This window comes from Xanthomonas cannabis, from assembly GCF_040616535.1.
GTDB lineage: Bacteria > Pseudomonadota > Gammaproteobacteria > Xanthomonadales > Xanthomonadaceae > Xanthomonas > Xanthomonas cannabis.
Window position 1 is genome coordinate 823,836 of record NZ_CP136580.1, and the last position, 25,553, is coordinate 849,388.

The following is a 25,553-nucleotide window of genomic DNA, read 5'->3' on the forward strand; positions in this document are numbered from 1 at the left end:
TTCCCATTCCCCATTCCCCATTCCCATTCCCCATTCCCCATTCCCCATTCCCCATTCCCCATTCCCCATTCCCCATTCCCGATTCCCGATTCCCGATTTCCGATTCCCGAATCCCGAACCAACAAAACCACCCCCACTGCTGCGGCCGCCCTTGACTTTGGCTAAAGTCTTTTCGTTTCATGGTCTTATTGCCAGAAGTTCATCCGATGTCTGTTACCCTCGGCCGATGATTCGACGCACTCTGACCTGCCTGCTCACCCTCGGCCTTGTCGCCTGTGCGACCCAGCCCAGTCCTCCGTCCCCGCCGCCGGCCGCCAGTGCGCCCCCGGCCAAGCCGCCTGCTGCCCCGGTTGCAGCTGCCGTGCCTGCCAGCGCTGCCGCCGAGGCACCTGCCTTGCCGCCGGTGGATCTGACCCCGGTGCCGTTCGAGATCGCGCGTGCCAATTTCGTGCGCGACACCGCCGCCAAGTACGGCCTCGATGCCACGCAGATCGAAGCGACCCTGGCCCAGGCCCAGTTCAAGGACGCCATCGTCACCGCCATGTCGCGCCCGGCCGAGCGGGTCAAGCCGTGGAACGAATACCGTCCGATGTTCATCACCCAGGCGCGCATCGACGGGGGGCGCAAGTTCCTCGCCGAGCATCGCGCCGAGCTGAGCAAGGTCGAAGCCGCCACCGGCGTGCCGGCGCAGGTCATCGTGTCCATCATCGGCGTGGAAACCAGCTATGGCAGCAATGCCGGCAAATACCGCGTGCTGGATGCGCTGTACACGCTGGCGTTCCGCTACCCGCGCAGTGGCGACCCGGCCAAGCTCGAGCGCGAAGTGCGCCGCGAGCTGTTCTTCCGCGATGAGCTCGGCCAGCTGTTCGCGCTGGGCAAAGAAGAGCAACTCGATGTCACCACCCTCATCGGCAGCTACGCCGGTGCGATGGGCATGGGCCAGTTCATGCCGTCCAGCTACCGCCAGTTCGGCGTCGATGGCGATGCCGACGGCAAGCGCAACCTGTTCACCGACTACAACGACGTGTTCGCTTCCATCGCCAACTACTTCGTCAAGAAGGGCGGCTGGGTACGCGGTGGGCAGGTCGCCGTGCCGGCCACACTGGCCGTCGGCCACGAAGAATTCAATCCCACCGACTGGTCGCCGGTGTACACGTTGGCCGACCTGTCCTCGCGTGGGTATCACCCCAGCGCGCCGGTGGTGGCCGGCAGCACCGCCACCCCGATCAGCCTGGACGATGCCAACGGCAAGCAGTACTGGCTGGGCTTCCAGAACTTCTACGCAATCACCCGCTACAACATTTCCAAGATGTACGCGATGGCCGTGTTCCAGCTGTCCGAGGCCATCGCCGGCAAGGAGTTACCCCCGGCATGAACAGCACGACAGGCCCCAAGTGGCTGATCCCGATAGCGCTGATGCTCGGCCTGGCGGCCTGTAGCAGCGCACCGAAGAAAAGCGCGGGCAACGCCGGCGGCGGCGCGGTCAAGGGCGTCAAGGTCGAAGGCAAGGGGCCGGCTTATGTGGCCACCGGCTGCCCATCCACCTCGCCATACGCTGCCGCCAAGGAAGACCCATCCACGCGTGGCGACTACACCGCCGGCGGCCTGTACAAGCCCGGGGTCAAGGACAGTACGCCCGACCATGTGCCCAACGTGGCCTGCATCCCCGAGCCGCTGGTCACCAACGAGCCGCGCTCGGCGGTCGGCAACCGTTCGCCGTATGAAGTGCTGGGCAAGCGCTACGTGGTGATGGACAACCCCGGCGATTATGTCGAGCGCGGCACCGCCTCGTATTACGGCAACAAATTCCACGGCCGGCTGACCTCCAACAAGGAGGTCTACGACATGTACGCCTTCACCGCCGCGCACAAGACACTGCCGCTGCCGAGCTTTGCACTGGTGACCAACACCGACACCGGCGAGTCGGTGGTGGTGCGCGTCAACGACCGTGGCCCGTTCCACGACGGCCGTGTGATCGATCTGAGCTACGCCGCCGCGGTCAAGCTGGGCATTACCGGCAAGGGCACCGGCAACGTCGAAGTGCGTGGCCTGACCGAAGCCGACAACGGCAATCTGCTCGCCAAGCGCCGCAGTGGCCAGGCACCGGGGAACGCCGCGATTGCCAGCGCGCGGCCGGCTGCCAGCGCCAGCCAGATCGATGGCCTGGTGCAGCGGCTGCCCACACGCACCGTGCCGCCACGCGCAGCTGCGGCAGGCACTGCAACAGCGGCTGCCGCGCCGGTCGCCGCATCGGCGGCGGCGCCGGTCACGGCCGCCGGCGAGCGTTGGCGCTATCGCGTGGCCGACTCGCGTCAGCCCGGCAATGCCGACAACTTCGATGCGTGGATGAAATCGCAGGGCGTGCGCGTGGCCACCGGCAAGCCCGCCGCCGCGACCCCACGCCCGGCTGGCGCAACCACCGCTCCCGTGCCGGCAGCACCACCGGTCGCCGTTGCGGCAGTCAAGGCGCCGGACAGCGCGCCCGCGCGTCCGCTCAAGACCGCGCAGACCCCGGCCCAGGTCCCGGCCAAGGCGCCAAGCGTGGCCGAAGCGGCGCTGGGCGACATCCTGTTGCAGGTGGCCAGCTTCGCCAGCCGTGAAAACGCCAACCGCGCACTGTCGCAGCTGGCCTCGGCCGGCATCGCCGGTGCCAGCGTCAGCGACATCGTCAGCGGTGGCCGTACCCTGTGGCGCCTGCGCGTCAATGCCCGCGATCATGCCAATGCGTCGGAAATCTCCCAGCGGATTGCAGGGCTGGGCTTCGGGCGGCCGCAGATCGTCGCCAACTGAGCGCCGCTGCGCGGGTGTGCCATCGCCTGGCACGCCCGTTGAATACACTCGCCCCGCGTGCGATGCGGTGGTTTCCAGCGTCGCCCACTCATCGTCTGCGGCGTGCCACCCGCAGTATGGGGCGCGCGGACACTGAACTGTGCAAGCGCGCTCGCACCTTCGCGCATCGCCCCGATCGCCGTGGCGCCTTACAATTTCGCATTACCCAGCCTTCGGGCCCGTCAGGAGTCGTTCTTCAATGAAATTCCGCTTCGCCGCCGCTGCCGTGGCCACGTTCGCCTTCGGCCTGGTCTGCGCCCAGACGCCTGCGCCGCAGCCGACGCCCGCTGCGGCTACCGCGCCGGCCTCACAGGCTGCATTGCCGGTCCCACCCGCGCCGGCGCCGGCCGTGTCCAAGTCCTGGATCCTGATGGACTACGCCACCGGGCAGGTACTCGCCGGCGAAAACATCCACCAGCAGCTGGCACCGGCCAGCATCACCAAGGTGATGACCTCGTACGTGGTGGCCGCTGAAATCAAGAACGGCAAGGTCACCCGCGACGACCAAGTCATGATGAGCGAGCGCGCCTGGCGCGAGGGCGGCGCCGGCACCGACGGCAGCTACAGCGGCTTCCCGGTCAACCAGACCGCGCGTCTGGAAGACATGGAAAAGGGCATGGCGATCCAGTCCGGCAACGATGCCGCCATCGCCCTGGCCGAGCACGTGGCCGGCAGCGAGGAAGCCTTCGCCTCGCTGATGAACAGCTACGCCGCCAAGATCGGCATGAAGAACTCGTACTTCGTCAATGCGCACGGGCTCAGCGCCGAAGGGCACCATTCGACCGCCTACGATCTGGCCATGCTGGGCCGCGCGATGGTGCGCGATTACCCGGAGACGTACGCCTACAACAAGATCAAGGAATTCCAGGTCGGCACCATCAAGCAGAGCAACCGCAACCGGCTGCTGTGGCGCGACCCGGCGGTGGACGGCATCAAGACCGGCCACACCTCCGAGGCCGGCTACTGCCTGCTGAGCTCGGCCAAGCGCGGCGACCAGCGCCTGATCGCCGTGGTCATGGGCGACAGCTCCGAAGAGCAGCGCGCCACCGACAGCCTGGCCCTGCTCAACTGGGGCTTCCGCTTCTTCGAAACCCACAGCCTGTACGCGCCCGGCAAGGTCGTGACCCAGCAGAAGGTGTGGAAAGGACAACAGGACGAAGTGCAGCTGGGCGTGGCACAGCCGCTGCTGGTCAGCCTGCAGCGCGGCCGCTACAACGACCTCAAGCCCAGCATGGAAGTGCCGAAGAATCTGCAGGCGCCCATCAAGAAGGGCCAGCAGGTGGGCACGGTGAAGGTCAGCCTGGACGGCAAGATCATCGCCCAGGCCCCGCTGGTCGCCATCAACGCGGTCGAGGAGGGTGGATTCTTCAAGCGCCTATGGGACGCGTTCTGGATGTGGTGGGAATCAGAGTGATCCAAAGAAAAAGCCGGCGAAAGCCGGCTTTTTCTTTGCGGGATTGGGGATTCGGCATTCGGGATTGGTAAAGGCCAGGGCAGCAGCGAATCATCAGCAACCCGCTCCTACAAATCCCCAATCCCGGCTCCCAATCCCCGCCCTCACGATATCCGACTAACCGGCATCCTACCGATCTCAGGCAAGATTGCGAGGTTAAGCATCGGCAAGCACGAGCGGCGAATCACCAGCAGCCCGCTCTTACGAATCCCCAATCCCGACTCCCCAATCCCAGCCCTCAAAGCATCCGACTGATCGTGAAACTGCCATACACCGGCGTCTCGCGCTGGGTCTCGAATTCGCGGGTGCGGTGGTAGCGGGCGAGGGCGAATTTCCAGCGGCCGTACATCACCGCCAGGCCATAGCCGACGTCGCCCACGAACGGGCGCTTGTCCACGCTGTGGCTGTTGCGGAAGGTGTTGCCGTCCAGGGTGATATCGCGGATCACCCAGCGCGCATCGGTGGTCAGGAACACATGCCCCGACCAGCCGCTGGCGCGTCCCAAGCGACTTGGCGCAGTGTTCTCGCCGGCCGGCCGGGTGGGCGTGCTGCCGAAGTCGTCCGGCAGCTTCCAGCCAAAGCGCGCTTCGCCGCCTGCGTTCACATGCGTGGCCATGTTGCCGAGCGAACCGCCCCAGTGCGAGATGAAGTCCCAGCCGAAGCCGCCGGCATTACCGCTGGCGTCCGCCGGCCAGCGACGCATGCGTTCGTGCACCAGGTTGATCAGCGGCTCGTTATGCAACTGGTTGTCCCAACCCTGGAATTTCTCGTCGCCCAGCGCGTCGTGGATCGCATCCTGCGCCTCCTGCGCAAAGGCCCACGGGCCGACCACGCCAATCTGCAGCTGGGTGGTCCGCAGGTGGGCATCGTTGCGGGCGTTGTAGCCGAAGCTTGCCAGCAGGATGCCCGCATACGGGCGGTCGTCCGGGATCACGTCGCGGCGGGTGTAGTCGGTCGGGGTAAAGATGGCCTGGCCGATCGAGAACACCATGTTCTGCTGGTCGAACTCGCCCGGATGCAGGCGTTCCAGATAGCTATTGACCCAGCGCGCGGTGCGCGGCAGGCAGGGGTCGTCGGTGTAATCGACCAGGTTGGGCGAGACCAGGGTCAGCACGGCACCGTTGGAATACCCCTGGTCCTGGTCCTCGCCGCCAAACAGGTCGTTGTCGACCCGGAAATTCACCGCCGGCGGCGTACGCCCCAGCCGGCTCGAATCGCATTGATCCGCCGCCAGGGCCGGCAGCGACAGCCCGGTAAGAGAGAGCAACAAGGCAACAGACAACGCGCGCGGTCGGAGCATGGAGGACCTGGGGAGTAAGGAGTGACCTGGTTCGGCAAAGGTGCCTGGGTACACGGCTGTGCCGCGTGAAGTGCGCGCCATCATGCGCCTGCATGACCGAGCTGTAGCAAAAGCTGCTGGCACCGGTGCGTTCCATTTGCGAGGTGGTCGGAACCGCACGCCCGAGCCATGAAAAGCCGGCGCGAATAGCATATGATCCGCCCCCGGGGGAAACGCCCCAAGGAACGGCGGCCTTTGCAGGCCATCTCATCACCAACGGATCGCGTTCGCCGACGGCAGCGCAGGTGTTAGGGGACTACTTATGAGCAAGACTATTTCTGTAAGCGCGGCAGTGCTGTCGGGCATGCTGGGTGTTGCGTTGAGCGGCGTCAGCGCGCCGGCATCGGCCGGCTTCAAGGATGCCTTCAAAGGCTCTGCACAGGACCAGCGCAAGGAGGCCGCCGCGCAGATTCCGGTGTGCGCCAAGCCGCTCGGCAGCCTGTCGGTGATCGAGCCGGAAGACGCGGTCAACTGGTGGTCGGGTCAGCAACTGCCGGCGCCGTCCAAGTTGATCAAGGTGTTCGTCAACAAGTCCCGCTGCTTCACCCTGGTGGACCGTGGCGCCGGCATGGCGGCATCGCAGCGCGAGCGCGAGATGGCGGCCAATGGCGATCTGCGTGCACGTTCCAATGTCGGCAAGGGCCAGATTCGCGCGGCCGACTACGTGATGACGCCGGACCTCATTTCGCAGAACCGCAATGCCGGCGGCAGCGCCATTGCCGGCATGCTGGGTGGCCTGGTGGGCGGCAATGCCGGCAACCTGGTAGGCGGTCTGAATCTCAGCAAGAAGACGGCAGACGTGGTGTTGACCATCACCGACGTGCGCTCGTCCGAACAGGTCGCCATGGCCGAAGGCAACGCCAAGAAGACCGACCTGGGCTGGGGGGCGCGCGGCAACGTGTTCAGTGGCGGCGACTATGGCGCGGCCGGTGCGGGTGGTTACGCCAATACCGAAATCGGGCAGGTGATCACCCTGGCCTATCTGCAGGCCTATACCGATATCGTCAGCCAGCTCGGCGGCCTGTCCGGCAACGCGGCTGCATCCAACGCGCAGCAGGCGGTCACCGTGACGCGTGCAGGTCGGTTGCTGGCCAATGCCAAGGGCACCGGCGCAGCAGTGCGTACGCTGGAGCCCGGCATGATGCTGTATCCCACCGGTACCAAGGAAGGGGTGATGTGGGAAGTGGAAGACGAGATGGGCAACCGCGGCTGGGTGTCCTCGGCCATGCTCGAACTGTCCAAGTAAGTGCTGTCCTCGGGCCGCTGCGCTGCCTAGTTCACGCAGCGGTTCGATACGCTTGCAAATAGTCGCTGACCGGTAGACAGATGGTCGAGTGACGTGCCGCCGCCTGAGCAGCGGCATGGTCGATGGGGCATGGTCGCCGCGCGTTCCGGCCACCGCGGTCCGGCAGTTCCAGCCAGGCGTTAATGCCTGGCAAGGCAGCGGAGCCAGTGCCCGGCACATGGCTCCGCGCGTCGTTTCAGGCGGCGTGGACTTGGGTTTACCCACTGCCGGCCCGATAATGGGGCGATGGATATCAGCACCGACAACCCTGATCACGGCTTTCAATTCCCCGGCACCTTCGAGCTGAGCGCGATGGGCGCGGCCGAACGCGGTCTGGAAACCGAGCTGCCGCGTCTGCTTGCTGCGACCGGCGTGGAACTGCTGGAGGAAAGCGTCAGCTGGAAGCATTCGTCCAGCGGCAAGTACGTCTCGGTCAAGATTGGCTTCCGTGCCGAGAGCCGGGAGCAGTTCGACGCGGCGCATCAGGCGCTGCGTGATCACCCGGAAGTGAAGTGGACGCTGTAGCGACCCAAGCGGCGCCGGCCGCCGTGTCGGTGCCGCCCGCATCGCTGCGCGACCTTGGCCGGCAGGACTATGCGCCGGTATGGCGCGCCATGCAGCGCTTCACCGACGCGCGCGATGCATCCACCGCCGATGAGGTGTGGATGGTCGAGCATGCGCCGGTGTTCACGCTGGGCCAGGCCGGCAAGCCGGAGCACGTGCTGGCGCCGGGCGAAATCCCGGTGCTGCAGGTGGACCGTGGCGGGCAGGTGACCTATCACGGCCCGGGCCAGCTGGTGGTCTATCCGCTGCTGGACCTGCGCCGGCTCAAGATCGGTGTGCGCGACTACGTGTGCAAGATCGAGCAGGCGCTGATCGACACGCTGGACGAGTGGAATATCGCGGCTGAGCGCCGCGACGGCGCGCCCGGCGTCTATGTGGGCGATGCCAAGATCGCCGCGCTGGGCATCCGGGTGCGGCGCGGCTGCACCTTCCACGGGTTGTCGTTCAATGTGGCGATGGACCTGGAGCCGTTCCACCGCATCAATCCGTGTGGCTACCAGGGCCTGCGGGTGACCTCGGTGCTAGACTTGGGCGGCCCCTCCGGGATGGCCGCCGTCAAGGCGGTGCTGCTCGATCAGCTGGCGCGCCAGTTCGGTCTCGTGTTGCAGCCTGTCTCCGCATTGCCCGACCTTTCGCTTCCGGCCTGAGCGCCCGTACCGTCATGACCCAGCCTATCGCCCGTTCCATTCCCTTGCAGGTCGTCTCCGGCGACACCGTCGCGCCTGCGCCGCTGCAGACCGGCGTCAAGCAGGTCGGTGGCGACAAGATCAATCGCTCGCCGGTGCAGTTCGTCGATGCGCCGGTGCTGCGCAAGCCGTCGTGGATCCGGGTGCGGATTCCCTCCGGCAATGCGGTGCAGAACCTCAAGGCCAAGCTGCGCGAAAACCGCCTGGTCACGGTGTGCGAAGAAGCCAGCTGCCCGAACATCCACGAGTGCTTCAGCCACGGCACCGCGACCTTCATGATCCTGGGCGAGGTATGCACGCGGCGCTGCTCGTTCTGCGACGTGGCGCACGGCCGGCCCAAGCCGCCGGACGCCGGCGAGCCGGCCAGCCTGGCCGCCACCGTGGCCGACATGGGCCTGAAGTACGTGGTGGTGACCAGCGTGGACCGCGACGATCTGCGCGACGGCGGCGCCCAGCATTTCGTCGACTGCATTTCGGCCATCCGGGTCAGTTCGCCCAAGACCCGCATCGAGATCCTGACCCCGGATTTCCGCGGCAAGGGCCGCATGGACCGCGCGCTGGAGATCCTGGCCCTGAGTCCGCCGGATGTGTTCAACCACAACATCGAAACCGTGCCGGACCTGTACCCGAACGTGCGCCCCGGTGCCGATTACCAGTGGTCGCTGACCCTGCTGCAGCGTTTCAAGGCGCAGCACCCGTCCATCGCCACCAAGTCCGGCATCATGCTGGGGCTGGGCGAGACGATGGAGCAGGTGCAGGCCACCTTGCGCGACCTGCGCGCGCACGATGTGGACATGATCACGATAGGCCAGTATCTGCAGCCGACCCCGCACCATCACCCGGTGATGCGCTACTGGACGCCGGAGGAATACAAGGCGCTGGAGGAGTACGGCAACGCGCTCGGCTTCAGCCACGTCGCCTCCGGGCCGATGGTGCGTTCGTCGTATCACGCCGATCGCCAGGCGGCCGGCGCAGGCGTCGCTGCCTGAGCCAAGCAGCGTGTACGCCCGGGCAGCGTCGGGGCCTTGGCGCCGATCATCCAGCCCACCTGGGTGGGGGCGATGCCCATCGCCGCTGGTGACCTGCTGGCTGACCAGCCAATAGACCGTTTGCGCTTCCATACGGCCTCGTGCATCGCACGGGGCCGTGTCGTTTTTGGCGCGGGAGCGCGCGGTTGCAAGGTACGGTCGCGTTCACAATCTGCTACGTGCCCGGCGCTAGGCTGATTCAGCCAGCGGATGACAACGCCAGCAACTTTGGGCACTGTCATGCTGTCTGATCCGTTCACCGCCTCTCTTTCGTCGGCCCCGTGCCGAGAGCCATTCGATGACCTACAACGTTTCTGCGTCTATGAAGGCCGGCCTGCTGGCGCTGGTGTTGACCACTCCGATGGCATTGCTGGCGCGCGCCGATACCGCGCTGCCCGCGGCCGCCACGCCCGAACAGGCAACGGCCACCAAACTCGTGTACGGCCTGCTGTCCGACAGCCGCTATGCGTATCGTCCGCGCACCCTGGACGAGGCGATGTCCAAGGACGTGTTCAAGCGCTACCTGGAAACGTTGGACGGCGGTAAACAGTTCTTCACCCAGACCGACATCGACGGCTTTGCGCCGTTGCAGGCCGGTGTGGGCGACGCACTGCGCGGCGGCAACCTGGAACCGGCGTTCCAGGTGTTTGCGGTTTACAAGAAGCGCGTGGACCAGCGCGTCAAGTACGCGCGCGACCTGCTCAAGCAGGACTTCGACTTCACCGGCAGCGACAAGTTCGAGTACGACCGCAAGGACGTGCCGTGGGCCAGCGACGACAAGCAGCTGGATGTGTTGTGGCGCCAGTCGGTCATGAACGACTGGCTGCGGCTGAAGCTGGCCGGCAAGAAACCCGATGACATCCGCAAGACGCTGGACAAGCGCTATGCCGCGCTCGCCGATTCGGTGAAGCAGCTCAAGGGCGAGGACGTGTTCCAGTTCTTCGTCAACGCCTACACCAACGCCGTCGACCCGCACACCGATTACTTCACCCCGCGCACGGCCGAGACGTTCAATCAGCAGATGTCGCTGTCGCTGGAAGGCATCGGCGCACAGCTGCAGAAACAGGACGACATGGTGGTGATCCGCGAGGTGATCCCGGGTGGTCCGGCAGCGGTGGATGGCACGCTCAAGCCGGGCGACCGCATCGTCGGCGTGGGTCAGGCCAAGAATGGCGCGATCGAGGACGTGATCGGCTGGCGTATCGATGACGTGGTGGCCAAGATCCGCGGCAGCAAGGACACCCAGGTGCGCCTGGAGTACATCCCGGCCGAATCCGGTATCGACGGCAAGCACCGCACGGTGACGCTGACCCGGCAGAAGGTGCGTCTGGCCGAGCAGGCCGCCAAGGGCGAAACCATCACCTTGCCAGCCAAGGGCAGCGAGCCGGAACGCCGCATCGGTATCATCAAGCTGCCGGGCTTCTATCAGGACTTCGAAGGTCGTCGTCGCAACGCAACCGACTATGCCTCGGCGACCCGCGACGTGGCCAAGCTGCTGGCCGGTTTCAAGACCGACAAGGTCGACGGCGTGGTGCTGGACCTGCGCAACAACGGTGGTGGTTCGCTGGACGAGGCGATCGAGCTGACCGGGCTGTTTATCGAACAGGGCCCGGTGGTGCAGGTGCGCGAATCCGGTGGCCGGGTCACGGTCAATGGCGACAGCAATCCGAAGGTCGCCTGGGACGGTCCGCTGGGCGTGCTGATCAACCGCGGTTCGGCCTCTGCCTCGGAGATCTTTGCCGGTGCCATCCAGGACTACGGTCGCGGCCTGGTGATCGGCGAAACCAGCTTCGGCAAGGGCACGGTGCAGAACATCGTCGACCTGGACCGTTGGCCGGCCGCAGAAGGGCAGCGCTATGGGCAGGTCAAGCTGACGATCGCGCAGTTCTTCCGCGTGAGCGGCTCCAGCACACAGCACAAGGGCGTGGTGCCGGACATCGCCTTCCCGGCCAGCGTGGATGCCACCGAGTTCGGCGAGAGCACCTACGACAACGCGCTGCCGTGGACGCGCATTGCCGCTGCGCCGCACACCCAGTACGGCAACTTCGCGCCGCTGCTGCCCAAGCTGCAGTCCCTGCACACCGCGCGCATCGCTGCCGACAAGGAATTCCAGTGGTGGGAGGAAGACGTCAAGCAGTTCCGCGATGAGAAGGCCAAGAAGTACATCTCCTTGAACGAGGCCGAACGTGTCGCCGAACGGCAGAAGCAGGACCAGCAGCGCAAGGATCGTCAGCAGGTCCGCAAGCAGCTGGGTTTGCCGCTGGATCCGCTGGCCGATGACAGTGACGACGGGCTGACCGGCAACGAGCGCGACATCGTCAAGGACACTGCACGCGAAAAGGCCGCAGAAAAGCGCCCGGATCCGTTGCTGCATGAGTCGGCGGCCATCCTGGCCGACGCGCTGGGCCTGCTTGCGCAGGATCGGCCGCTGTCGGCGCAGGTACTGCCGCAGTCCACAGCGCCGGGGCGCTGGGCGGACTGACAGCCCGCACTACCGAGGACTGACCAACGCCACCGCCTGTCGGTGGCGTTTGTTTTGGGCCAATGCACCGCGCCGGCCGCACAGTGGCAACGGCCTGCCGCGTCTCAGCTCAGCGCCTGCCAGCAGGCCTGCAGGCCCAGAAGCAGCAGGGTGCAGAAGAACACGCGCCGGAACGTCTCGGCGGAAATGCGCCGCCGGACCCGGGTGCCGGCCCAGACCCCCAGCGCCGTCGGCAGCAAGGCCAGCAGCGACGGCACCCCTGCCGACAACGGCACGCCACCGTGCCAGACCAACGCGATGGCCAGCGCGAGCGTTGCGGTGCCGAAGCAGGTTGCCAATGCGCGGATCAGCATCTCGCGAGGCAGCCCCAGCGCGGCCAGATACGGCGCCACCGGCAGCACCACGACACCGGTGGCGCCGTTGAGCAGGCCGCTGGCCAGGCCGGTCAACGGGCTGGCCCAGCGTTCATGGCGGGATGGCAGCGTCCACTGCCAGCGCGCCAGCCCGAGCAACGCGTAGGCCACCAGCAGGGCGCCGAGCCCGGCGCGCAGGTTGCGTGGGTCGCCCCCGATCATGATGCCCACGCTCAGCCAGGTGCCCAGGCTCATCAGCGTCAGCAAGGGCCAGATGCGCCGCAACAGCGCCCCCGGTGCCGGTCCCCAGGCCTGCTGCAGATTCGTCACCAACGAAGGCAGCACCAACAGCGCAGCTGCCTGGCTCGGCGATAGCCACAACCCCAGCAGGCCCATCGCCACGGTGGGCAGCCCCATCCCCGCGACACCCTTCACCCCGCCAGCCAGCAGGAACACGCCCGCAATCAGGACCCAGTGCAATCGATCATCAGTCATGCCGGGCAGGATCCGGCGGCGGTGGCGACACGGCAAGCTGTCTTTGTTTGAGGCAGACTTCGTCCACGCCGAAGGCTGTGGGTGCGCAATGCAAGTGGAGTTCGTCGATTTGCGGATCTTCGTGGCGGTGGCCGAGACCGGCAGCATCACCGCCGGTGCCGACCGCGTGGCGCTGTCGCTGGCCGCCGCCAGCGCCCGTATCCGCGCACTGGAGCTGCAGGTCGGCGCGGCGCTGTTCGAGCGTGGCCGGCGTGGCGTCACCCTTACCGCTGCCGGCCAGGTCTTGCTGCGCCACGCGCGCACGCTGGCCCGGCAAGCGCAGGCGATGCGTACCGAACTGGGCGATTACGGCGCGGGCGGGCAGGTCAGCCTGCGGCTGGCCGCCAATACGGCGGCGCTGTCGGAATGGCTGCCCGAATGCGTGGCCGACTTCCTGCTGGCGCATCCGCGGGTGGACCTGACCCTGGCCGAATGGGGCAGCGAGGAGGCCGCCGATGCAGTGCGCGAGGAGCGTGCGGATCTGGCGGTCGTCGCCGGGCATGCGGATTTCACCGGCCTGCAGCGGCGACCATTGCGCCATGATCGCCTGATCGTGGCGGTTGCGGCCGGCCATCCGCTTGCCGGAGCGACCGCGCTGCGGCTGGCCGATCTCACCGACATGCAGTTGCTGGCGTTATCGGTGGACAACGCCCTGCAGCGCCATTTGCGCACCCATCTGGCACGGGCGGGCGTGCACCTTCGTATCCGCGCGCGTGTTCCGGGGATCGAAACGCTGTGCCGCATGTTGGCGCGCGGCATCGGCGTGGCCATCGTGCCGCGCGCCGCGCTGGCGTGCTCCAGCGTCAGCCAGCAGCTGGTGGCCGTGCCGCTGGACGAACCCTGGGCGCGGCGCGAGCTGTCCATCGTGTGGCGCGACACGCCCTCGGTGATCCTGCAGGCCTTGCTGGAATGGTTGCAGGCAGGTGCGGCGCAGGCAGGGATTCAGCCGCCGTAAGCGAGCGTGCTGGCCAACCAACCAACCAACCAACCAACCAACCGACCAACCGGCGAACCGGCGAACCGGCGAACCGGCGAACCGGCCAATCGACCAATCAACCAATCAACCAATCAACCAATCAACCAATCGACCAATCGACCAATCGACCAATCGACCGGCCAATCCCGCGTGCGTGCGTGCGCTCAGCGCGGCCAGGCGAACTCGGCGAGCACCGGATAGTGGTCTGACGGCAACACGCCGCCGGGGCGGTCATCCAGCGTGACGAATTGCGTTGGCGTCAGCCCGCGGAACAGGATCCAGTCGATACGCCGGGTCGGGTGAGTGCTGAAATCCTGGAAGGTCTTTTCCGGTCCGCTGCGTTTTGACGCCTTTGCGCGTGCATCGCCCAGCACGGCAGTCAGCGTGGGGTAGGTGATCTTGTCGGGGTCGCTGTTGAAGTCGCCGGTCAGCACCACCGGGATCTCGCTCGGAAGCTGCGCGATGCGCGACAGGATCAGCTGCGCGCTGCGTTCGCGCGCGGGTTCGTCTTCGTCTCGATAGGGGAGGTGCGTGTTGAACAGGTAGAAGCGACGCTTGTCGCTGCGCCGTTCGAACAATGCCCAGGTCACCATGCGCGGCAGCACGTTGCCCCAGGTGATGCTGGCGGGGACCTCTGGCGTGTCGGAGAGCCAGAAATTGTCGGAGTCCACGACATCGAGCTTGCGCGTGTCGTAGAACACGCCCATGTGTTCGTCGCTGTCATCGCCGCGTCGCCCCTGGCCGAACCAGCGATAGTTGGGCAGCTGTGCAGCCAGGTAGCTGGCCTGCTCGCTCACCAGTTCCTGCGTCCCGAACACATCCGGATGCGTCTGCCTGATCAAGGCGACCATTGCACTGCGACGCACCTGCCAGCGCTTGTCGCCCTCGGTGTCGGCAGGAACCCGCACGTTGAACGACATCACGCGCAACGGTGCGATGACCGGTGCGGCCAGTGCCGGCAAGGCAATGCACAACAGGGCGATGGCGAGGAGGCAGCGCGTCAGTGCGCGTGTGATCGGACGTGGCATGCAGGCAGATTCCCGATGAACAAGACGCCAAGTCTAGCCAGCAACGATGACGGCCGTGACAGCGCAGCGGTGGGGTTCGTCGCTGCAGCTGCACGCTTGACGTCCCTGCGCAACGGCGTAGCATTTGTTGCAGGCCTGCGGATAGACCGCTGGCCTCACCACTCAACCGTGAGGGATTCTCATGGCAGCACCGTACGACTATCTCGTGTTTATCGGGCGTTTCGAGCCCTTTCATAACGGCCATGCCGCCGTCGCCCGCCACGCGCTGGGCAAGGCGCGCAAGCTCATCGTGTTGATCGGCTCGGCCGACACCCCTCGCACCATCCGCAATCCATGGACCGTCGCCGAACGTGCGGTGATGATCGAGTCTGCATTGCCGGGTGAGAGCGAACGGTTGATCCTGCGTCCGCTGCGCGACCATCTGTACAACGAAAGCCTGTGGATTGCCGAGGTGCAGCGTCAGGTTGCCGAGGCCGTGCAAGCCGATGGCGGCACGCCGGATGCGCGTATCGGGTTGATCGGCATGGACAAGGATGCCAGCAGCTATTACCTGCGTGAGTTTCCGCAGTGGCCGCTGGAAGATGTGCAGCACACCGCCACCCTCTCGGCCACCGAATTACGCCGTTATCTGTTCGAGGCCGGCGACATCGGATTTCATGGCGGGCTGTTGATGCTGCGTGGCAATGTGCCCGCGCCGGTGTACGACATGCTGGAAGCGTTCCGGCGCAACTCGCCCAGTTATGCGCAGCTGGTGGCCGAATACCGCTTCATCGAGCAGTACCGTGCCGCGTGGAAGGACGCGCCGTATGCGCCGACCTTCGTGACCACCGATGCGGTGGTCGTGCATTCGGGGCACGTGCTGCTGGTGCGGCGTCGTGCCGAACCGGGCAAGGGCCTGTGGGCGCTGCCGGGCGGTTTCATCGCTCAGGACGAAGGCCTGCTGGAAAGCTGCCTGCGCGAGCTGCGCGAAGAGACCCGGCTCAAGGTGCCGGTGCCGGTGCTGAAGGGCTCCCTGCGTGGCCGCCAGGTATTCGACCATCCAGAGCGCAGTCTGCGCGGGCGCACCATCACCCACGCGTTCCACTTCGAATTTCCCGCAGGGGAGTTGCCTGCGGTGCGTGGCGGCGACGATGCCGACAAGGCGCGCTGGATTCCGATCGCCGAAGTGATGGCGATGGGGCCGCGGCTGTACGAAGACCACCTGCATATTCTTGAATTTTTCCTGGGCCGTGGCTGAGGGCACTGCCATCGCCTGCGTGCTGCCGCCGACCGACGTCGACACGGTGCGCTGGGCTTGCCTGATCCACGACCTCCCACCGGCGGACAGACCGCTGGTTACCCGACGCGAAGGAGCTTCCGTCATGCATTACCTCGATAACCTGCTGCTCAACACCGACAGCTACAAGGCCAGCCACTGGCTGCAATATCCGCCCGGCACCGATGCCTCGTTTTTCTATGTCGAATCGCGCGGTGGCGTGTACGACCAGACGGTATTCTTCGGGTTGCAGTCGATCCTGAAGGAAGCGATCAACCGGCCGGTGACGCATGCCGATATCGACGATGCGAAAGCATTGCTGGCCGCGCATGGCGAACCGTTCAACGAAACTGGCTGGCGCGACATCGTCGACCGACTGGGCGGGCAGTTGCCGATCCGCATCCGCGCGGTGCCCGAGGGCGCGGTGGTGCCCACCCACAACGTATTGATGACCATCGAGTCCACCGACGCCAAGGCGTTCTGGGTGCCCTCGTATCTGGAAACCCTGTTGTTACGCGTGTGGTACCCGGTGACGGTGGCCACGGTGAGCTGGCAGGTCAAGCAGACCGTGCGCGATTACCTGGAGCGTACCAGCGACGATCCGGAAGGGCAGCTGCCATTCAAGCTGCATGATTTCGGTGCGCGTGGCGTGTCCAGCCTGGGCTCGGCTGCCTTGGGCGGTGCCGCGCATCTGGTGAATTTTCTCGGCACCGACACCTTGTCGGCGTTGCTGCTGGCACGTGCGCATTACCACACGCCGGTGGCCGGCTATTCGATCCCGGCAGCCGAGCACAGCACCATCACCAGCTGGGGCCGCGAGCGCGAGGTGGACGCGTATCGCAACATGCTGACGCAGTTCGCACGCCCGGGATCGATCGTGGCGGTGGTGTCGGACAGCTACGACATCTACCGCGCCATTCGCGAACATTGGGGCACGACCCTGCGCGAGGAGATCATTGCATCGGGCGCAACGGTGGTGATCCGTCCGGACTCCGGCGACCCGGTGGACGTGGTCGAGCAGTGCCTGGTGCTGCTGGACGAGGCGTTCGGGCATCAGGTCAATGGCAAGGGCTACAAGCTGCTCAACTATGTGCGGGTGATCCAGGGCGATGGCATCAACCCGAGCTCGCTGCGCGCGATTCTGGAGCGCATCACTGCCGCCGGCTATGCCGCCGACAATGTTGCCTTCGGCATGGGCGGGGCGCTGCTGCAGAAGGTGGACCGCGACACGCAGAAGTTCGCATTGAAGTGTTCGGCGGTGCGTGTGGACGGACAGTGGATCGATGTCTACAAGGACCCGATCACCGACCAGGGCAAACAGAGCAAGCGTGGCCGGCTGACCTTGCTGCGCGACCGTCGCGACGGCAGCTATCGCAGTGCGTTGCTCGATGAAGTGGCTGCCCATGCCGAGAGCGAGGACGCCTTGGTGACGGTGTGGGAAAACGGCGCAATGCAGCAGGAGTGGACGCTGGAGCAGGTGCGCGCGCGTGCCGACGCTGCACGCCGTTGATGGCCTGCCGGCGGGCATGAGCATGCCCGCCTGCAGCGATACGGGTCCTGCATTGCCCCCCTCGGCACTGCTGGTGCAGCTGCGCGCCGCAGCACCGAGCCTGCAGCAGCGCGTGCCGCTGGAAGACGACGCCGGCCGTTGGCACCGGCTGCAGATCGGCGCACGGCGCTTGCGCGCGGCATTGCCGATCACGTTCACCCCGTATGCGTCGGTGCGGCCCTGTTCGGCACGCTGCGGGTTCTGTTCGGAAAACCTGCGCCAGCACGGCAGTGGTCCGGCGGCGTCGATGCTGCGCCCGGGGCCCGCATACTTCAGGCAGCTGCGTGAGGTATTGCAGCTGCTGCATGCAGTGCCGTTGTCGTATTCGTTGTCCGGTCTGGAAATGACCGACGACCCGGACTGGCTGCAGACCCTGCTGCAGACCTTGTCGACCACCGCCGAGGGTCCGCAGGTCGAGCAGCGCGTGCTGTACAGCAACGGCGCCGGTCTGGCGCGCGTGCATGGCGGCCGTCTGATCGAGGCACTGCTGCAGTTCGGCCTGTCGTGGATCGAGCTGTCGCGCCACCATCCGGTGCAGGCGCGCAACGATGCGATCATGCGTTTCCGCCCCGGCGAGCCGGTTGCCGATGCGGGCGTCTTCCTGCAGACGGCCCGCCGCTTGGCTGCGCGTCTGCCGGTACGCCTGGTCTGCATCGTGCAACGCGGCGGTGTGTGCAGTGCCGATGATGTTGCGCAGTACATCGACTGGGCACGCAGCTGTGGTGCGCAGCAGGTCATCTTCCGTGAGCTGTCGCGGCTGGACGATGCGTATCGCAGCAATGGCACCTGGCGCTACATCGCACAGCACCGCGTCGGGGTGGAGCCATTGCTGGCCGAGTGCATGCAACAGCCGTGGTGGTCGCGCTGGCAGCTGGACAGCATGACCGAAGGGTATTACTTCTGGAATGTGCGCCTGCGCAGCGCGGACGGCATGCAGGTGGTATTCGAAAGCGCCGACTATGCCGCCATGCATGCGCGTCACGCCACCGGGGATGTGTACAAGCTGGTGTTTTTTGCCAATGGGCGCCTGTGCGCAGGTTGGGACCCGGACGCAGATGTGTTGTGGGACGCCGCCGGGGCGGAAGCGCGCCATGGATGAGTTCGATCAGCGCAGCTGGTGGACGCCGGCGGCGGACGATGCGGCCTGGGCGTTGCCCGATGATCTACGGGCAGCCGATCCGCTCAACGGGCGCGATTGCGGATGGGTCAACCAGATGCGGCCGTTCGTGCGCCATTTCAGCCAGCCGGGCGAGCAGGTGTTCGACCCGTTCTGCGGGTTTGGCAGCACCTTGCTGGCGGCGGCTTTCGAAGGTCGCGCTACGCACGGCATGGAGATCGATGCCGGGCGCGCCCAGCTGGCCCGCACGCGCCTGCAACGGCACGGGGTGACGGTGCCGATCGTGGTCGGCAGCCTGGTGCACACCGCGCCGGCGGCAGCGATCGATCTATGCCTGACCAACGTGCCGTACTTCGGCTGTCAGTGGCGCGGGCAGACAGTGCCGGGCCAGCTGTACGCCAGTGCCGACTACGCCAGCTATCTCGCGGGAATGCGCGCCGTATTCCACGCGCTACGGCAGCGAATGCGGCCAGGTGCATTCGGCGTGGCCATGGTCCAGAACGTGCGCATCGGCGGGCGCTTGCTGCCGCAGGCGTGGGACCTGGGGCGGCTGGTGGGCAGCCTGTTCACACTGCACGAGGAGCGCGTGCTGTGCTACCAGCGCCCGGCCGATGCGCTGCCCCACGCGCGCACCGGCAGCAACCGCAGCCACGAGTACGCGCTGATCTTCCAGCGCTGCCATACCCGGATGGACCTGCAGCAGGCGGCACAACTGCTGCAGGCGGTGCAGGCGCTGGGCCTGCCGGTGGTGGTGCACGGCAGTTACGCGCGCTGGTTGCAGTCGCCGACGCTGGTGCCGGACGGCCCGGCGGACCTGGATCTGATGCTGGCTGCCGAGCAGCCGCTCTGGGACCGCCTGACCAGCTGGCTGCAGGCGCAGGGCTTCAGCCTGAGCCTGTGGGGCGGGCCGTGCCGCGCACCTGTGTCGTTGGCGGCGGTGCGCGCCCATCACTACCTGCGTGCCGAGCGCATCGGCGCCGACGGCAGCCGCCTGCAGGTGGACCTGCAGCTGCCTGCGGATGAACCGCCGGTGCCCTGAGCCGGCAACGCGACGCCGCGCGCACATGGCTTGCGGCTATGCTCTGACCGGTTTTGGATGATGGAATCTCCCAATGTCTTGCACTTCCCTGATCGCGCGTGGCGCGCTGCTCGGCGCGCTGGCAACCCTGGCCGGCTGCGGTGGCAGCAAGGGCGACACGATGCTGATGCGCGAGTCGTTCAATTCCGATGACACCTATTCGCGCAGTGTGGCGGCCAGTTCGCCACAGGCCTGCGAAGCCGCACGCCGCGTGTTGCTGAGCCAGGGCTACGCGGTCACGCGCGCCGACGCCGCAGCGGTGGAGGGCAGCAAGAATTTCCAGCTGAAGGAAGCCGAGCAGAGCGAGCAGCTCAATCTGCGCATTTCCTGCGCAACCCAGGACGGCGGCAAGGCGCAGGTGTTCGTCAGTGCGTTGCAGGACCGCTACGCGCTGAAGAAGAGCTCCACGTCGGCCAGCGTGGGCGTCGGCGTGCTCGGCTCGTTGTCGTTGCCGGTGGGCAGTAGTGGCGACTCGCTGGTGCGCGTCTCCAGCACCACGGTTCAGGATGCGGCCTTCTACAAGCGGTTTTTCGAGCGTCTGAACTCCTATCTGCCCAAGGTGACCGACGTGGCGCCCGCCGCAGCGAGCGCTGCGCCGGCACCGACACCTGTGGCTCCGCACCCGCCCGCGCCGGTGCCTGCAGCGGCATCCACCGCTGCGCAGGCGGTCGGCACGCCAGCAGCCGCAGCCACGCCGCCGGCCGCATCCGGCACCGTGGCGCAGCCGCCGGTTGCACCGTTGCCGGTGGAAGCGCAGGACCCGCCGCCGGCGCCGGTCGATGTGCCACAGAGCGAGCCCGCCAAATAGCCGTGATGGCGCGGTTCACGCACCGCTCCAAAGCCTGAATAGAGGCGCGTGCGCTTCACGTCGTGTTCTCGACGCAGCGAACAGAGTGCAGCCACGACTCGCCGAGTGGGCGAGGACGATGGAGACCGACGATGAAGATGCGTAATTCCTTGCTGGGTATGTCCCTGATCGGCCTGATGGCGACGAGCACGTTTGCACAGGCGCAGAACTACTCGCATCAGCAGCGGTATTCCGAGGCAGACGAAGGCCGCAAATTCTCCGATGGCACGCGCGTGCGCTGCCGTAACGTGGAAGTGCAGAAGAATTCGACCGACCCCAATCGCATCGGCGGTACGGTTGCTGGCGCTGCGATCGGCGGCCTGCTCGGCAACCAGGTCGGCGGCGGCAACGGCAAGAAGCTGGCCACGGTGGCCGGTGCAGTTGCCGGTGGCGCGGCAGGCCGCACCATCCAGGGCAATCGCCAGCAGGCCAATGGCAACCGCCAGGTCGAGCGCGTCTGCGAACGTCGCTAAGCCTGATGAGGTGACTGTCACAAGCCCCGGCCCTGCCGGGGCTTTCTTTATTGCCAAGGCGGCCGCGTGCTGCCGAGTCGACCGCTGATCGATGCGCGCCTTCCGGATCTGCCCACCGCAACACCTGCCGATGCGACATGCAGCGCGACGTCGCGTTGCTGCGGTGGTGTGCGCCTTTGCCGTGTTGGTTGCGCAGACGCAGCAGGTCGCTGGTGCAGCGCCCAGTGCGGCCGCAACCGCGGCCAGTGCCGACTGCGTGGAAGGGCTGCTGCGCCGGCTGGGCTGGAGGATCGAGCGCGCCGCCGTATCTGCACCGGTCATCGAGCGCGGTGCGCCGTGCACGCGCGGCTCGCTTGCGCAGGCGCATGCTGCCGGCGACCTGACGTTGACCGTGCCGACCGCCTGGGATGCGCAACAGCGCAGCGCGTCGCTGACGGCCTTGCTGGATGACAGCGCCACCCAGTGTGCGTATGCGTTCGAGGTCGGTGCGGCAACGCGTCGCGCCGTAAGCCAGTTGCAGGACAATCCGGGGTACCGTTTTTCTGCGCTGCAGCTGGGCTGGATCGGCTTCGGTTGGCGCGGTGCGGCCGCGCAAGGGTGGAGCGGCTTTCGCAGTCTTGGCCGCGGCTATCAACCGCGAGGCAGCAACGCACAGGCACTGGATGCGTTCTACCGCGGGCGAGTGCGGTCTGAATGCGGCGTGGGGCGGCAGGTTGCCCAGCTCGCCACCCAGCGCGAGTTGTACGGCGATGCGGGTTTCGACCAGGTGTTTACGCCTGGCGAGTTGTCGATCGGCACCTTCCTGACCTTGCACGACACCGACAGCATTCTGCTCGGCGCACATGCAGGCGACTTTCTTGCCGACGGCAAGGCGGTGAAGACCTCGCAACTCGGGAGGCAGGCCTTCGTCGGTGCGCCGGGTTTCATCGCGCATGTGTTCGACAAGGCGTTTCTCGACGATATCCATAATCAGGCCGAAAACTTCGTGGTGGTGGACGTCAGCGATGCCGCCGCGAAAGCCCTGGCGCAGCACGGTGGCTTTGCGCATTACGACGCGCTCAACCGCCAGATCTGGGAGCTGGCTCAGCCGTTGCGCGGACCAGGCAAGCGGCGTTTCGAGCGCCTGCTGTACGAGCGCGATACGCAGCTGCGCGCCACCCTGGATGCGCAGCAGCAGGCACGGCTGTACCAGCTGCAGACGCTGCTGGACGACCCGTTCTATCAGGGCTTTCTGGTTTATGTGCATCCCAAGGGCGTCAAGCCGATCGGTTACCACGTGGCGCGCCTTCTCGACCGCAACCCGCGCACGCCGTATGCGATCGACCTCACCCTGCACAATCTGCGCACCACCTTGTATTGGCGATGGATCGACTGGCAGCTGCAACAGTGCGCTGCGCGCATCGCCACGGAACAATCCATTGAGGATTCCGCGACGCCGGCGTACGCCGGCCGTGGCACCCTGCACTGATCAGATCACGAGGAGTCGTTATGGAACTGGGTATGGTGGGTTTGGGCCGCATGGGTGCCAACATGGCCGAGCGTCTGGTGCATGGCGGACACGTTGTGCATGGGTACGATCCGGGCGCGGCCGCACGCAGCAGTGCGCAGGCCAAGGGAATCGTGGCCGCCGATGCGCTGGCATCGCTGGTGGCGGCGCTGCCCAGCCCGCGCGTGGTGTGGTTGATGGTGCCGGCCGGCAAGATCGTCGACGACACCTTGGCACAGCTGCTGCCGTTGCTGCAGGCCGGTGATATCGTCATCGATGGCGGCAATTCGTATTACAAGGATTCGCAGCGCCGCGCGGCGCAGTTGCAGGCCAGTGGGATCGCGTTTGTCGATTGCGGCACCAGCGGCGGCATCTGGGGCCTGCAGGAAGGCTACAGCCTGATGGTGGGTGGCGAGGAAGCCGCAGTGACCACGCTGCATCCGATCCTGGCCACGTTGGCGCCAGCGCCCGACAAGGGCTGGGGCCGGGTCGGCCCGAGCGGCGCCGGCCACTTCACCAAGATGGTCCACAACGGCATCGAGTACGGAATGATGCAGGCCTATGCCGAAGGCTTTGCGTTGATGCAGCACAAGAGCGATTTTGCGCTGGACCTGCACCAGGTGTCGGAGATCTGGCGCGACGGAAGCGTGGTGCGCTCGTGGCTACTGGATCTGACGGCCGACGCGCTACGCCACAACCCCACCATGTCCGGTATCGCGCCGTTCGTGGCCGATTCGGGCGAAGGTCGCTGGACGGTGGCGGAGGCGATCGATCTGGAAGTGTCTGCACCGATCATCACCCTGTCGTTGATGGAGCGGCTGCGTTCGCGCGACAAGGATTCGTTCACCGACAAGTTGCTGGCGGCGATGCGCAACCAGTTTGGTGGGCATGCGGTGATGACCACCACCACCGCAGCGCCGACGATCGGCAGCAAGGACGCATAAGCGCGATCCGTCAGATGGCCGCGCGTGCCTTGCGGCAGGCGTAGCCGTTGGGTAGCGGCACTGTGCTGTCAGGGTCAGGCGTGTTGCGCCAAGCCTCACGCCAAGCCGTCTGCGGCAGGTACGCGGTTCGCAGGTTCGAACGACGCAGCGCTCAGCGTATCGGCTGTACCGACGGATCGCGCATTCCGACGCCACGCGCTTTCCGGGCAGCCGTGCGCGCGCTGACAACGCAGGCCCTGTTGGATCACGATCGATGGCGCTGCATCGTCGGTCGCCTGCGCGGTCTGCGCGACGCAGGCTGCAGGCACATCCCCATCATTGCCGGATGCTTTCGCGGACCAATAGCGCACGCTCACATGACTGATGCGCGTGCTGCGTGGGCCGCGTGCACCGTGTAGTTGATCGTGGCCTTACAGGCCGCGCGCGCCATCCAGCCACTGCACCTGGCCGCTGGCGGCGCTGCGCTGTGCCAGCTCCAGCAAGTGGATGAGCAGCACCGCGTCGGCGCCGTCCACCGGTGCGGGGCCGGTGCCGGCCAGGGCATCGCGGAAGGCGGCATAGCACTGGCGGTAATCGCCCGGCAGGTTTTCGGGTTGATGGCTGTGCACGCGACCTTCGTCGTCGACGCGGGTGAGCGTGCCCGGCAGCGGGTCCACCCCCCAGCCCACCGTGCCCGGACGGCGGCCGGCACGTAGCTGGTCTTCCTGCGTGTCCAAACCATGCTTGAGATAGCTGCCACGCGTGCCGTGCACGGCGAAGCGCAGGCCGTTGTCGGCCACCAGCGAGCCGGCATGCAGGATCACGCGCAGCCGCGGGTAGTGCAGGGTGACGTGGAAATAATCGTCGCTGCGCGCCTGGCTGCGCTGGCGCTGCAGGTCCGCAGCGATGGCCTGCGGCGTGCCGAACAATTGCAGCGCCTGGTCCAGCAGATGCGGGCCCAGGTCGTACCACAGGCCTGCACCGGGAGCATCGCTTTCGCGCCAGCGGTCGCGTACCTGCGGGCGGTAGCGATCGAAGTGCGAATGGAATTCCACCACCTCGCCCACCTGGCCTTCTTCGATCAGGCGGCGCACGGTGAGAAAGTCCGCGTCCCAGCGGCGGTTCTGGAACACGCTGATGATGCGCCCGGCGTTGGCGGCCGCATCGACCATGGCGCGTGCTTGGGCGGCGTCGAGTGCGAATGGCTTGTCCACCAGCACATGCTTGCCTGCGGCCAGGGCCTGCAGCGCGAACGGCGCGTGGGTCTGGTTGGGCGTGGCAAGGACGACCGCGTCGAGCGCAGGGTCGGCCAATGCACTGTCGAGGTCGGCAACCACGGTAACGTCGGGGTAGTCGGCTTGCGCTTGTTGCGGCTTGGACGACACCACGCTATGCAACCGCAGGCCAGGCGTGCTGGCGATCAGCGGGGCGTGGAAGGTGTGGCCCACATAGCCGTAGCCGACGACGGCCAGATTGAACGGTTTAGGCATTGAAAACGGTTCATCGCAACGACGGAGGAAGCCGGCATGGTATTGCACACGCCTGTGTGCGCCGGGTTCACAACCTCTGCATGTTGCGGTCACGCCTGCTCGACGAGCGCCACCGCAAGCTCCACGCACATTCAACAGGAGCGTCTCGGATGAAGAACATGATGCATGCACGCAAGCTGCTGGCAGTGGCGCTGTCGCTCGGCCTGACCCTGGGCGCCTCGCAGGCGTTCGCCGCACCGCAGGACATGGGTGCGCACAAGGACCACGCCACCAAGGACCACGCTGCCGACAACATCAACGAGTCCAAGAAGCCGGTGACCGACACCTGGATCACCACCAAGGTCAAGGCCGACCTGCTCGCTACCGACAATGTGTCGGGCACCGACGTCAAGGTCGAGACCAAGAACGGCATCGTGACCCTGACCGGCACGGTGGCCACCCAGGCCGAGCACGACAAGGCTGTGGCTGTCGCCAAGGGCATCGAAGGCGTCAAGAGCGTCAAGTCGACCGGCCTGAAGGTCACCGCTGCGAAGAAGTAAGCGCAGCCGCTGCGAATGCCGGGCCGGCCGAGGCGAGGCGGCGGGACCGGGCACCAGGCGCACTCCCCAGGAGTGCGCCTTTTTTGTTGCCGTACTGCCGACGTCGGGGACGCCGCAGCGCGACCGGATGCTCTCGTGGTTTTCACATTTGCTGCACGTATGATATGCCCATTCAGCTATGTCACGACGGCATCTGATTTGCTGAATCGTTAATCTCGTTCGGGGCGCAATCGGAGACA

Annotated in this window: 22 protein-coding genes and 2 pseudogenes; 20 read left to right on the top strand and 4 right to left on the bottom strand. The window is 66.3% G+C overall.

What is annotated here, in order from left to right; all coding sequences use genetic code 11:
• The first annotated feature begins 226 nt into the window (after positions 1-226).
• The 3 genes from mltB to RZV17_RS03450 all read left to right on the top strand — a co-directional run bounded on the left by mltB (position 227) and on the right by RZV17_RS03450 (position 4,243).
• Entirely contained in the window at positions 227-1,375 is a 1,149-nt protein-coding gene (gene mltB, locus RZV17_RS03440) for a lytic murein transglycosylase B (protein ID WP_355607249.1), read from the top strand.
• Positions 1,372-2,790, top strand: a complete 1,419-nt coding sequence (locus tag RZV17_RS03445; RefSeq protein ID WP_355607252.1) for a septal ring lytic transglycosylase RlpA family protein — start codon at positions 1,372-1,374, stop codon at positions 2,788-2,790. Before mltB ends, RZV17_RS03445 begins: the two co-directional genes overlap by 4 nt.
• A 238-nt stretch (positions 2,791-3,028) precedes the next feature.
• A complete protein-coding gene (locus RZV17_RS03450; RefSeq protein ID WP_039404337.1) occupies positions 3,029-4,243 on the top strand; it encodes a D-alanyl-D-alanine carboxypeptidase family protein in 1,215 nt (404 codons plus the stop codon).
• Between the two features lie 277 nt (positions 4,244-4,520).
• Here RZV17_RS03450 and RZV17_RS03455 read toward each other — a convergent pair whose 3' ends face one another.
• Positions 4,521-5,582 (bottom strand): lipid A deacylase LpxR family protein, encoded by a 1,062-nt coding sequence (locus RZV17_RS03455; RefSeq protein WP_047697175.1) that lies wholly within the window; start codon positions 5,580-5,582, stop codon positions 4,521-4,523.
• A gap of 301 nt (positions 5,583-5,883) precedes the next feature.
• On the opposite strand from RZV17_RS03455, the gene RZV17_RS03460 reads away from it, so the two are divergent.
• From RZV17_RS03460 to RZV17_RS03480, 5 genes are all read left to right on the top strand, one after another.
• Positions 5,884-6,867 (top strand): CsgG/HfaB family protein, encoded by a 984-nt coding sequence (locus RZV17_RS03460; protein ID WP_166743834.1) that lies wholly within the window; start codon positions 5,884-5,886, stop codon positions 6,865-6,867.
• 285 nt (positions 6,868-7,152) lie between these two features.
• On the top strand, positions 7,153-7,431 hold the full coding sequence (locus RZV17_RS03465; RefSeq protein WP_039404344.1) for a YbeD family protein: 279 nt from the start codon (positions 7,153-7,155) through the stop codon (positions 7,429-7,431).
• On the top strand, positions 7,419-8,117 hold the full coding sequence (gene lipB, locus RZV17_RS03470) for a lipoyl(octanoyl) transferase LipB (protein ID WP_355607257.1): 699 nt from the start codon (positions 7,419-7,421) through the stop codon (positions 8,115-8,117). Before RZV17_RS03465 ends, lipB begins: the two co-directional genes overlap by 13 nt.
• Positions 8,118-8,131: 14 nt before the next feature.
• A complete protein-coding gene (lipA, locus tag RZV17_RS03475; protein ID WP_184372750.1) occupies positions 8,132-9,145 on the top strand; it encodes a lipoyl synthase in 1,014 nt (337 codons plus the stop codon).
• A 361-nt stretch (positions 9,146-9,506) separates the two neighbouring features.
• Complete coding sequence (locus RZV17_RS03480; protein WP_179453870.1) at positions 9,507-11,666, top strand: carboxy terminal-processing peptidase; 2,160 nt, start codon at positions 9,507-9,509, stop codon at positions 11,664-11,666.
• A 104-nt stretch (positions 11,667-11,770) separates the two neighbouring features.
• Here the strand turns inward: RZV17_RS03480 and RZV17_RS03485 are convergent, their stop codons facing one another.
• Positions 11,771-12,514: a sulfite exporter TauE/SafE family protein gene (locus RZV17_RS03485; RefSeq protein WP_184442540.1), complete on the bottom strand. Its 744-nt coding sequence runs from the start codon at positions 12,512-12,514 to the stop codon at positions 11,771-11,773.
• 88 nt (positions 12,515-12,602) lie between these two features.
• On the opposite strand from RZV17_RS03485, the gene RZV17_RS03490 reads away from it, so the two are divergent.
• The 3 genes and pseudogenes from RZV17_RS03490 to RZV17_RS03500 all read left to right on the top strand — a co-directional run.
• Positions 12,603-13,508, top strand: a complete 906-nt coding sequence (locus RZV17_RS03490; RefSeq protein WP_355607262.1) for a LysR family transcriptional regulator — start codon at positions 12,603-12,605, stop codon at positions 13,506-13,508.
• A gap of 6 nt (positions 13,509-13,514) precedes the next feature.
• A pseudogene (locus tag RZV17_RS03495) lies at positions 13,515-13,583 on the top strand (PT domain-containing protein); the annotation flags it as partial.
• Positions 13,570-13,773, top strand: a pseudogene (locus RZV17_RS03500) (hypothetical protein); the annotation flags it as partial. The pseudogenes RZV17_RS03495 and RZV17_RS03500, both read left to right, overlap by 14 nt.
• Here RZV17_RS03500 and RZV17_RS03505 read toward each other — a convergent pair.
• Positions 13,694-14,557, bottom strand: coding sequence for an endonuclease/exonuclease/phosphatase family protein (locus tag RZV17_RS03505; RefSeq protein WP_355607265.1), 864 nt, complete (start codon positions 14,555-14,557; stop codon positions 13,694-13,696). The pseudogene RZV17_RS03500 and the gene RZV17_RS03505 sit on opposite strands and share 80 nt — an antisense overlap.
• 181 nt (positions 14,558-14,738) lie before the next feature.
• Here RZV17_RS03505 and RZV17_RS03510 point away from each other — a divergent pair, with 181 nt between their 5' ends.
• The 8 genes from RZV17_RS03510 (at position 14,739) to gnd (ending at position 23,306) form a co-directional block, all read left to right on the top strand.
• Positions 14,739-15,794 (top strand): bifunctional nicotinamide-nucleotide adenylyltransferase/Nudix hydroxylase, encoded by a 1,056-nt coding sequence (locus RZV17_RS03510; RefSeq protein ID WP_047697165.1) that lies wholly within the window; start codon positions 14,739-14,741, stop codon positions 15,792-15,794.
• A gap of 124 nt (positions 15,795-15,918) precedes the next feature.
• Positions 15,919-17,322: a nicotinate phosphoribosyltransferase gene (locus RZV17_RS03515; protein ID WP_355607268.1), complete on the top strand. Its 1,404-nt coding sequence runs from the start codon at positions 15,919-15,921 to the stop codon at positions 17,320-17,322.
• 22 nt (positions 17,323-17,344) lie between these two features.
• The gene (locus tag RZV17_RS03520) at positions 17,345-18,460 is read left to right on the top strand and encodes a hypothetical protein (RefSeq protein ID WP_166752536.1); all 1,116 of its coding nucleotides are present in this window, start codon (positions 17,345-17,347) and stop codon (positions 18,458-18,460) included.
• A complete protein-coding gene (locus RZV17_RS03525) occupies positions 18,453-19,517 on the top strand; it encodes a DNA methyltransferase (RefSeq protein ID WP_355607271.1) in 1,065 nt (354 codons plus the stop codon). The genes RZV17_RS03520 and RZV17_RS03525 overlap by 8 nt, the downstream gene beginning before the upstream one ends.
• A 73-nt stretch (positions 19,518-19,590) precedes the next feature.
• The gene (locus RZV17_RS03530) at positions 19,591-20,364 is read left to right on the top strand and encodes a DUF2242 domain-containing protein (protein ID WP_355607274.1); all 774 of its coding nucleotides are present in this window, start codon (positions 19,591-19,593) and stop codon (positions 20,362-20,364) included.
• A gap of 131 nt (positions 20,365-20,495) precedes the next feature.
• Positions 20,496-20,876 carry a glycine zipper 2TM domain-containing protein gene (locus tag RZV17_RS03535; protein WP_047697156.1) on the top strand — a complete coding sequence of 127 codons (381 nt, stop codon included), beginning with the start codon at positions 20,496-20,498 and terminating at the stop codon, positions 20,874-20,876.
• Positions 20,877-21,000: 124 nt separating this feature from the next.
• Entirely contained in the window at positions 21,001-22,344 is a 1,344-nt protein-coding gene (locus tag RZV17_RS03540; protein ID WP_355609160.1) for a hypothetical protein, read from the top strand.
• Between the two features lie 20 nt (positions 22,345-22,364).
• A complete protein-coding gene (gene gnd, locus RZV17_RS03545) occupies positions 22,365-23,306 on the top strand; it encodes a phosphogluconate dehydrogenase (NAD(+)-dependent, decarboxylating) (protein ID WP_355607278.1) in 942 nt (313 codons plus the stop codon).
• A 410-nt stretch (positions 23,307-23,716) separates the two neighbouring features.
• Here gnd and RZV17_RS03550 read toward each other — a convergent pair whose 3' ends face one another.
• Complete coding sequence (locus RZV17_RS03550; RefSeq protein WP_166743843.1) at positions 23,717-24,775, bottom strand: oxidoreductase; 1,059 nt, start codon at positions 24,773-24,775, stop codon at positions 23,717-23,719.
• Positions 24,776-24,924: 149 nt separating this feature from the next.
• Here RZV17_RS03550 and RZV17_RS03555 point away from each other — a divergent pair, with 149 nt between their 5' ends.
• Positions 24,925-25,314 carry a BON domain-containing protein gene (locus RZV17_RS03555; RefSeq protein WP_047697150.1) on the top strand — a complete coding sequence of 130 codons (390 nt, stop codon included), beginning with the start codon at positions 24,925-24,927 and terminating at the stop codon, positions 25,312-25,314.
• The last annotated feature ends 239 nt before the right edge of the window (positions 25,315-25,553 follow it).

Bases quoted from the DNA above. Each gene is read 5' to 3' on its own strand.
- mltB (WP_355607249.1), top strand. From the start codon at position 227: ATGATTCGACGCACTCTGACCTGCCTGCTCACCCTCGGCCTTGTCGCC.
- RZV17_RS03445 (WP_355607252.1), top strand. From the start codon at position 1,372: ATGAACAGCACGACAGGCCCCAAGTGGCTGATCCCGATAGCGCTGATG.
- RZV17_RS03450 (WP_039404337.1), top strand. From the start codon at position 3,029: ATGAAATTCCGCTTCGCCGCCGCTGCCGTGGCCACGTTCGCCTTCGGC.
- RZV17_RS03455 (WP_047697175.1), bottom strand. From the start codon at position 5,582: ATGCTCCGACCGCGCGCGTTGTCTGTTGCCTTGTTGCTCTCTCTTACC.
- RZV17_RS03460 (WP_166743834.1), top strand. From the start codon at position 5,884: ATGAGCAAGACTATTTCTGTAAGCGCGGCAGTGCTGTCGGGCATGCTG.
- RZV17_RS03465 (WP_039404344.1), top strand. From the start codon at position 7,153: ATGGATATCAGCACCGACAACCCTGATCACGGCTTTCAATTCCCCGGC.
- lipA (WP_184372750.1), top strand. From the start codon at position 8,132: ATGACCCAGCCTATCGCCCGTTCCATTCCCTTGCAGGTCGTCTCCGGC.
- RZV17_RS03480 (WP_179453870.1), top strand. From the start codon at position 9,507: ATGAAGGCCGGCCTGCTGGCGCTGGTGTTGACCACTCCGATGGCATTG.
- RZV17_RS03485 (WP_184442540.1), bottom strand. From the start codon at position 12,514: ATGACTGATGATCGATTGCACTGGGTCCTGATTGCGGGCGTGTTCCTG.
- RZV17_RS03490 (WP_355607262.1), top strand. From the start codon at position 12,603: ATGCAAGTGGAGTTCGTCGATTTGCGGATCTTCGTGGCGGTGGCCGAG.
- RZV17_RS03505 (WP_355607265.1), bottom strand. From the start codon at position 14,557: ATGCCACGTCCGATCACACGCGCACTGACGCGCTGCCTCCTCGCCATC.
- RZV17_RS03510 (WP_047697165.1), top strand. From the start codon at position 14,739: ATGGCAGCACCGTACGACTATCTCGTGTTTATCGGGCGTTTCGAGCCC.
- RZV17_RS03515 (WP_355607268.1), top strand. From the start codon at position 15,919: ATGCATTACCTCGATAACCTGCTGCTCAACACCGACAGCTACAAGGCC.
- RZV17_RS03520 (WP_166752536.1), top strand. From the start codon at position 17,345: ATGCCCGCCTGCAGCGATACGGGTCCTGCATTGCCCCCCTCGGCACTG.
- RZV17_RS03525 (WP_355607271.1), top strand. From the start codon at position 18,453: ATGGATGAGTTCGATCAGCGCAGCTGGTGGACGCCGGCGGCGGACGAT.
- RZV17_RS03530 (WP_355607274.1), top strand. From the start codon at position 19,591: ATGTCTTGCACTTCCCTGATCGCGCGTGGCGCGCTGCTCGGCGCGCTG.
- RZV17_RS03535 (WP_047697156.1), top strand. From the start codon at position 20,496: ATGAAGATGCGTAATTCCTTGCTGGGTATGTCCCTGATCGGCCTGATG.
- gnd (WP_355607278.1), top strand. From the start codon at position 22,365: ATGGAACTGGGTATGGTGGGTTTGGGCCGCATGGGTGCCAACATGGCC.
- RZV17_RS03550 (WP_166743843.1), bottom strand. From the start codon at position 24,775: ATGCCTAAACCGTTCAATCTGGCCGTCGTCGGCTACGGCTATGTGGGC.
- RZV17_RS03555 (WP_047697150.1), top strand. From the start codon at position 24,925: ATGAAGAACATGATGCATGCACGCAAGCTGCTGGCAGTGGCGCTGTCG.